Origin of the sequence: Phenylobacterium sp., assembly GCF_024508875.1 — a bacterium.
Lineage (GTDB): Bacteria > Pseudomonadota > Alphaproteobacteria > Caulobacterales > Caulobacteraceae > Phenylobacterium.
Map to the genome: position 1 here is coordinate 1 of NZ_JANINU010000160.1, position 5,492 is coordinate 5,492.

Annotated in this window: 5 protein-coding genes; 2 read left to right on the top strand and 3 right to left on the bottom strand. The window is 71.4% G+C overall.

All coding sequences use genetic code 11. The annotated features are described in order from the left end of the window. Positions 1 to 82: 82 nt before the first annotated feature. Together purT and tkt are read right to left on the bottom strand one after the other, a co-directional pair. Positions 83 to 1,279, bottom strand: a complete 1,197-nt coding sequence (gene purT, locus Q0L11_RS12795) for a formate-dependent phosphoribosylglycinamide formyltransferase (RefSeq protein WP_296597719.1) — start codon at positions 1,277 to 1,279, stop codon at positions 83 to 85. Positions 1,280 to 1,469: 190 nt separating this feature from the next. Next, positions 1,470 to 3,437, bottom strand: coding sequence for a transketolase (gene tkt / locus Q0L11_RS12800; RefSeq protein WP_296597720.1), 1,968 nt, complete (start codon positions 3,435 to 3,437; stop codon positions 1,470 to 1,472). A 147-nt stretch (positions 3,438 to 3,584) separates the two neighbouring features. Here tkt and Q0L11_RS12805 point away from each other — a divergent pair, with 147 nt between their 5' ends. Continuing rightward, entirely contained in the window at positions 3,585 to 3,860 is a 276-nt protein-coding gene (locus Q0L11_RS12805; protein ID WP_296597721.1) for a DUF4164 family protein, read from the top strand. Between the two features lie 4 nt (positions 3,861 to 3,864). Then, positions 3,865 to 4,197: a cell division protein ZapA gene (locus Q0L11_RS12810; RefSeq protein WP_296597722.1), complete on the top strand. Its 333-nt coding sequence runs from the start codon at positions 3,865 to 3,867 to the stop codon at positions 4,195 to 4,197. On the opposite strand, the gene Q0L11_RS12815 is transcribed toward Q0L11_RS12810, so the two are convergent. Beyond that, positions 4,194 to 5,231: a fatty acid desaturase gene (locus Q0L11_RS12815; RefSeq protein WP_296597723.1), complete on the bottom strand. Its 1,038-nt coding sequence runs from the start codon at positions 5,229 to 5,231 to the stop codon at positions 4,194 to 4,196. The two genes, Q0L11_RS12810 and Q0L11_RS12815, sit on opposite strands and share 4 nt — an antisense overlap. Between the last annotated feature and the right edge of the window lie 261 nt (positions 5,232 to 5,492).

The window sequence follows — 5,492 nt, forward strand, 5'->3', positions numbered from 1 at the left end:
CGGACCGGGCCGACGCCCTGGAATGGATCCCCGGGTCAAGCCCGGGGATGACGAGGTTTGGGGGAAGGGCCGGCGGCGGGCCTTAGCCCGCGACGGGCCTTACCTTCGCGGCGGCTTCCTTCGCCCGCTCCCGGGCTTCGTCCACGTCGGCGGCGCGGGCCAGGGCGACGCCCATGCGGCGGCGTTCGAAGCTTTCGGGCTTGCCGAAGAGGCGCAGGTCGGCGCCGGGGACGCCGAGCGCCTCGGCCACGCCCTCGAAGGCGATGCCCTTGGCCTCCAGGCCGCCGTAGATCACCGCGCTGGCGCCCGGCTCGCGCTGGGTGACGTCGACCGGCAGGCCCAGGATGGCGCGGGCGTGGAGGGCGAACTCGGACTGGACCTGGGTGACCAGCGTGACGAGGCCGGTGTCGTGGGGGCGGGGGCTGACTTCCGAGAACCAGACGTCGTCGCCTTTCACGAACAGTTCGACGCCGAAGACGCCGAGGCCGCCCAGGGCGTCGGTGACCTTGGCGGCGATGTCGCGCGCGCGGGCAAGGGCCTTTTCGCTCATGGCCTGAGGCTGCCAGCTTTCCACGTAGTCGCCCTTCACCTGGCGGTGGCCGATGGGGGCGCAGAAGCTGGTCTGGACCTGGCCGTTCTTCAGGCTGCGGACGGTGAGCTGGGTGATCTCGAAGTCGAAGTCCACGCGGCCCTCGACGATGACGCGGGGCTGTTCGACCCGGCCGCCCTCCAGGGCGTAGGTCCAGGCGGCGGCGATCCCCTCGGCCGTCTCGACGTAGGACTGGCCCTTGCCGGAGGAGCTCATCACCGGCTTCACGAAGCAGGGGTAGCCGGTGACGTTCGCCGCGGCCTGCGCCAGCTCGGCTTCCGTTGACGCGAAGGCGTAGGCGCTGGTGGGCAGGCCCAGGTCCTCGGCGGCCAGGCGGCGGATGCCCTCGCGGTTCATGGTGAGCTGGGCGGCGCGGGCGGTGGGGATGACGGTGGCCAGGCCCGCGGCCTCGATGGCGGCCAGCTCATCGGTGGCGATGGCCTCAATCTCGGGGACTATGAGGTGGGGCTTTTCGGCCTCGACCAGGGCGCGCAGGGCGGCCGCGTCGGTCATGGGGATCACGTGGGCGCGGTGGGCGACCTGCTGGGCGGGGGCGTCGGCGTAGCGGTCGACGGCGATCACCTCGCAGCCGAGGCGCTGGAGCTCGATCACCACCTCCTTGCCGAGCTCGCCCGAGCCCAGGAGCATCACCCGGACGGCGGTGGGCGAATTGGGTGTGCCGAGGCGCATGGTCGATCTCCAAGTCATCGTGGCGAACCGCTCCTCCCCTGCACCGAAGTGTGCGGGGGAAGGGGACCGCGAAGCGGTGGAGGGGGCGCAAAGCCCCATCCGCCGAGCTTGAGGCCTTGCGCCCCCTCCGTCTCGCCGCGCCGCGGCGATCCACCTCCCCCGTCGTCTTCGCGACGTGGGAGGCGCGTTACTACAGCTTGGCCTTGGCGGCGGCGGCGACCCCTTCGGGGGTGATGCCGAAGTGGGCGTAGAGGGCCTTGTCCGTGCCGCTGGCGCCGAAGCCGGTCATGCCGACGAAGGCGCCGTCCGCGCCGATGAAGCGGTCCCAGCCCTGGCGCACGCCGGCCTCGACGGCCACGCGGACGGCGGTCTCGCCGATCAGGGTTTCCTGGTAGTCCGCCGGCTGGGCCTCGAACAGCTCGAAGCAGGGGACCGACACGACGCGCGTGCCGATGCCGTCGGCTTCCAGCAGGTCGCGGGCGGCCAGGGCGACCGGGACTTCCGTGCCGGTGGCGAAGATCGTCACCTGGGCCGGGCTGCCCGCGCCCACGAGCTGGTAGGCGCCGCGGGCCGAGCGGTTCTCGCCCGCGTCGCCGCGGACGCCGGCGGTCTTCTGGCGGCTGAGCGCCATCACGGACGGGGTGCGCGTCGCTTCCAGGGCCAGCTTCCAGCACTCGGCCGTCTCCACCGCGTCGGCGGGACGGAAGACGTTGAGGTTGGGCATGGCGCGCAGGGAGGCCAGGTGCTCAACCGGCTGGTGGGTGGGGCCGTCCTCGCCGAGGCCGATGCTGTCGTGCGTGCCGACGTGGACGACGCGCACGCCCATCAGGGCCGCGAGGCGGATCGCCGGGCGGGCGTAGTCGGTGAAGACCAGGAACGTGCCGCCGTAGGGGATGACCCCGCCGTGCAGGGCCATGCCGTTCATGGCCGCGCCCATGCCGAACTCGCGCACGCCGTAGTTCACATAGCGCCCCTCATAGTGCGGGGCGTCGAAGATCGGGGTGTTCTTGACGTAGGTGTTGTTCGAGCCGGTGAGGTCGGCCGAGCCGCCCACCAGTTCCGGGACCTGGCCGAAGATCTGCTCCAGCACCGCGCCCGAATGCTGGCGGGTGGCGGCGGCGGGCTTTTCGGCGGCCGCCTTGGCGATGAAGGCGTCCAGGGCCTCGAAGGCGTGCTTCGGCAGCTCGCCCGAGACGGCGCGCAGGAACTCGGTCTTCAGCGGGGACGCGTCGAGGCGGGCCTGCCAGGCCTTGCGGTCCTTGGCGCCGCGCTTGCCGGCCTTGCGCCACGGCTTCAGCGCCTCGTCGGGGACGGTGAAGGGCTCGGCGGTCCAGCCCAGGGCCTCGCGGGTCTTGGCGACCTCGTCCTTGCCCAGGGCCTTGCCGTGGACGTCGTGGGTGCCCTGGAAGGTGGGCGAGCCCTTGCCGATGACGGTCTTGCAGGCGATCAGCGACGGCTTGTCCTGCTTGAGCGCCCACGCCAGGGCTTTCTTGATGTCCTTCTCGTCGTGGCCGTCGATCTTCTTGGTCGCCCAGCCGGCGGCCTTGAAGCGGGCGATCTGGTCGGTGGCGTCCGAGAGGCCGACGTGGCCGTCGATGGTGATGTCGTTGTCGTCCCAAAGGACGGTCAGCTTGGCGAGCTTCAGGCGGCCGGCGAGGCTGATGGCCTCGTGGCTGATGCCCTCCATCAGGCAGCCGTCGCCGGCCACGACCCAGGTGCGGTGGTCGACGAGGTCTTCGCCGAAGCGAGCAGCCAGCCGGCGCTCGGCCATGGCCATGCCGACGGCGGTGGCCAGGCCCTGGCCCAGCGGGCCCGTGGTGGTCTCGACGCCGGGCGTGTGGCCATACTCGGGATGGCCCGGGGTGTTGGAGCCGAGCTGGCGGAAGTCGCGCAGGCTCTGCATCGGCACGCCCTTGACGCCCGTCAGGTGCAGCAGGCTGTAGAGCAGCATCGAGCCGTGGCCGGCCGAGAGGACGAACCGGTCGCGGTCGGCCCAGTCGGTGGCCGCGGCGTCGTACTTCATGAACTTCGACCAGAGCACCGTCGCCACGTCGGCCATGCCCATCGGCATGCCGGGGTGGCCGCAGCCGGCGGCCTCGACCGCGTCCAGCGAGAGCATGCGGATGGCGTTGGCCATGAGCTGAGTGGGCGCGGACATCGTCTCTTCGGTCTCTCTGGCGGGAATTGCGCGGCGGCCTCGCATGCGGGGGCGGCACGGTCAAGAAAGCGGGGTCAAGAAATGGCCGCGGATTTCGCGAGACTCACGCGGGCGCGTATATGAGTCGGAACGGCTTCGGAGGATCGCATGAGCGGTGGCGAGAGCGCCCTGGACCTGGCGGCGAGGCGGCTGGAGAACGCGCTCCACGTGCTGGAGCAGCGCCTGTCGCAGCGATTGAAGGCGGCCAGCGCCGACGCCGGCGGGCTGTTCGACCAGGACCGCTCGAACCTGGCCGAGCAACTGGACGCCTCGCGCGCCCGGGAGCGCGAGCTGGAGGAGGCCGGCGCCCAGGCCTCGGCCGCGCTGGGCCGCGCCATCCAGGAAATCAAGGCCGCCCTGAACGGCCAGGCCACGGAGGCTTGAGACGATGGCCCAGATCAACGTCGACGTGAACGGCCGCCCCTACGCCGTGGGCTGCGAGGACGGGCAGGAGGCGCACCTGCAGGAGCTGGCCAAGCTGTTCGACCAGCAGGTGCGGCAGATCAGCCAGGACATGGGCCAGCTCGGCGACACGCGCCTGTTCCTGATGGGCGGCCTGCTGCTGGCCGACGAGCTGCTGGACGCCCGCAACCGGCTGGCCGCGCTGCAGGTCGAGGTGGGACGCCTGCAGGCCGACCGCTCGCGTATCGAGAGCAAGGCGGTGGGCGCGCTGGAGAGCGCGGCGGCGAAGATCGAGAAGCTGGCGGCCGAAGGGGCCTAGTTCGGCCGGCGCATCCGCTTCACCAGCTTGCCCAGGGCCGGGAACAGCTCGCGCTCCTCGGCGCGGCGGTAGTCGTGGTCGGGCGGCAGGGCCTCGACGAGCCGGCGGTGGGCGGTCCCGAGGTTGTGGTAGGGCAGCCGGGGCATCAGGTGGTGCAGCGCGTGGTAGCGCAGGCCGACGGGCGCCCACAGGAACGGCAAGAGCGCCGGCGGCGGCACGTTCACCGAATCCAGGAACTGGTCCAGCGGGGCCATGACCTCGCCGTCGTTGTCCCAGCGGTGGGCGACGGCGGTGCGGAGCTGGTTCAGGAAGGTCATCAGGCTGAAGATCGCCGCGGCGGTCAGCAGGACGCGCGGGGGCAGGACGCCGGCGAGCGTCAGGCCGACCACCGTCCAGCACCACAGCCAGGCGGCGATCTCCTGGGCCAGCCAGGGCGCGCGGTTGGCGCGGTCGAAGTCCTCGCGCGAGAAGCCGGGATTGATGACCATGCCCGAGGCCTTGGCGATCGCGAACCGGCGCACGGGCGGCAGGAGGAAGCCCAGGGGCGCGAGGACGCCGAAGCGCAGCAGCGTGCCTACCGGCGCCAGCAGGGCGATGCCCAGGAAGACGGCCAGCTCGTGCAGCGGCCGGCGCGCCAGCGGGTGGTATTCGGGATCGCGGGCGGTGCCGTAACGGTCCTTGGCGTGATGCAGGATGTGTACGCCCTCGTACAGCAGCGACGGGGTGAGCCACGGCACGCCGATCAGGACGTTCCAGGCGAAGTGGAAGCCTGGGATGTCGTCGCCGCGCAGGTGGGTCAGCTCGTGGATGAAGCTGATGCCGCGGTAGAGGGCCAGGATGCAGACCACGCCGGCCACCAGCGTCCAGGCGACCGAGCCGGCGGTGGCGGCGACGCCGAAGCTGAGCCAGGTGACGGCCGCGGTGACGGCGAGGTCCAGCCAGTAGACGCGCGGGCTGGGCCGCGTCAGGTCGCGGGCGATGTCGTTGGCCTGGCGGGCCAGGCTCTGTTCGGCGATGTGGGCGGGTGCGTTCAAGGCGCCCGATGTAAGCCCGCGCCGGCCAACTCCCAAGCCCCAATCCACGAGTGCGGGCCGCCGCCGCGCTTGAGACCGGGGCCAAGGCGTCCTACCTTAGTCGGTGGCGGGTCCTGCTGCGGCTCTCGTCGAAGGCGACAATATTCCAGCGACCTTAATTCACTCATAGGGAGCTGTCCCTGCCCGCGACCGTGGTTTCGGGTAAACGGCGCCCACCTGGTCTATCCAGGTCGAGGGAATTGAACTGACCTTCACGGCTCT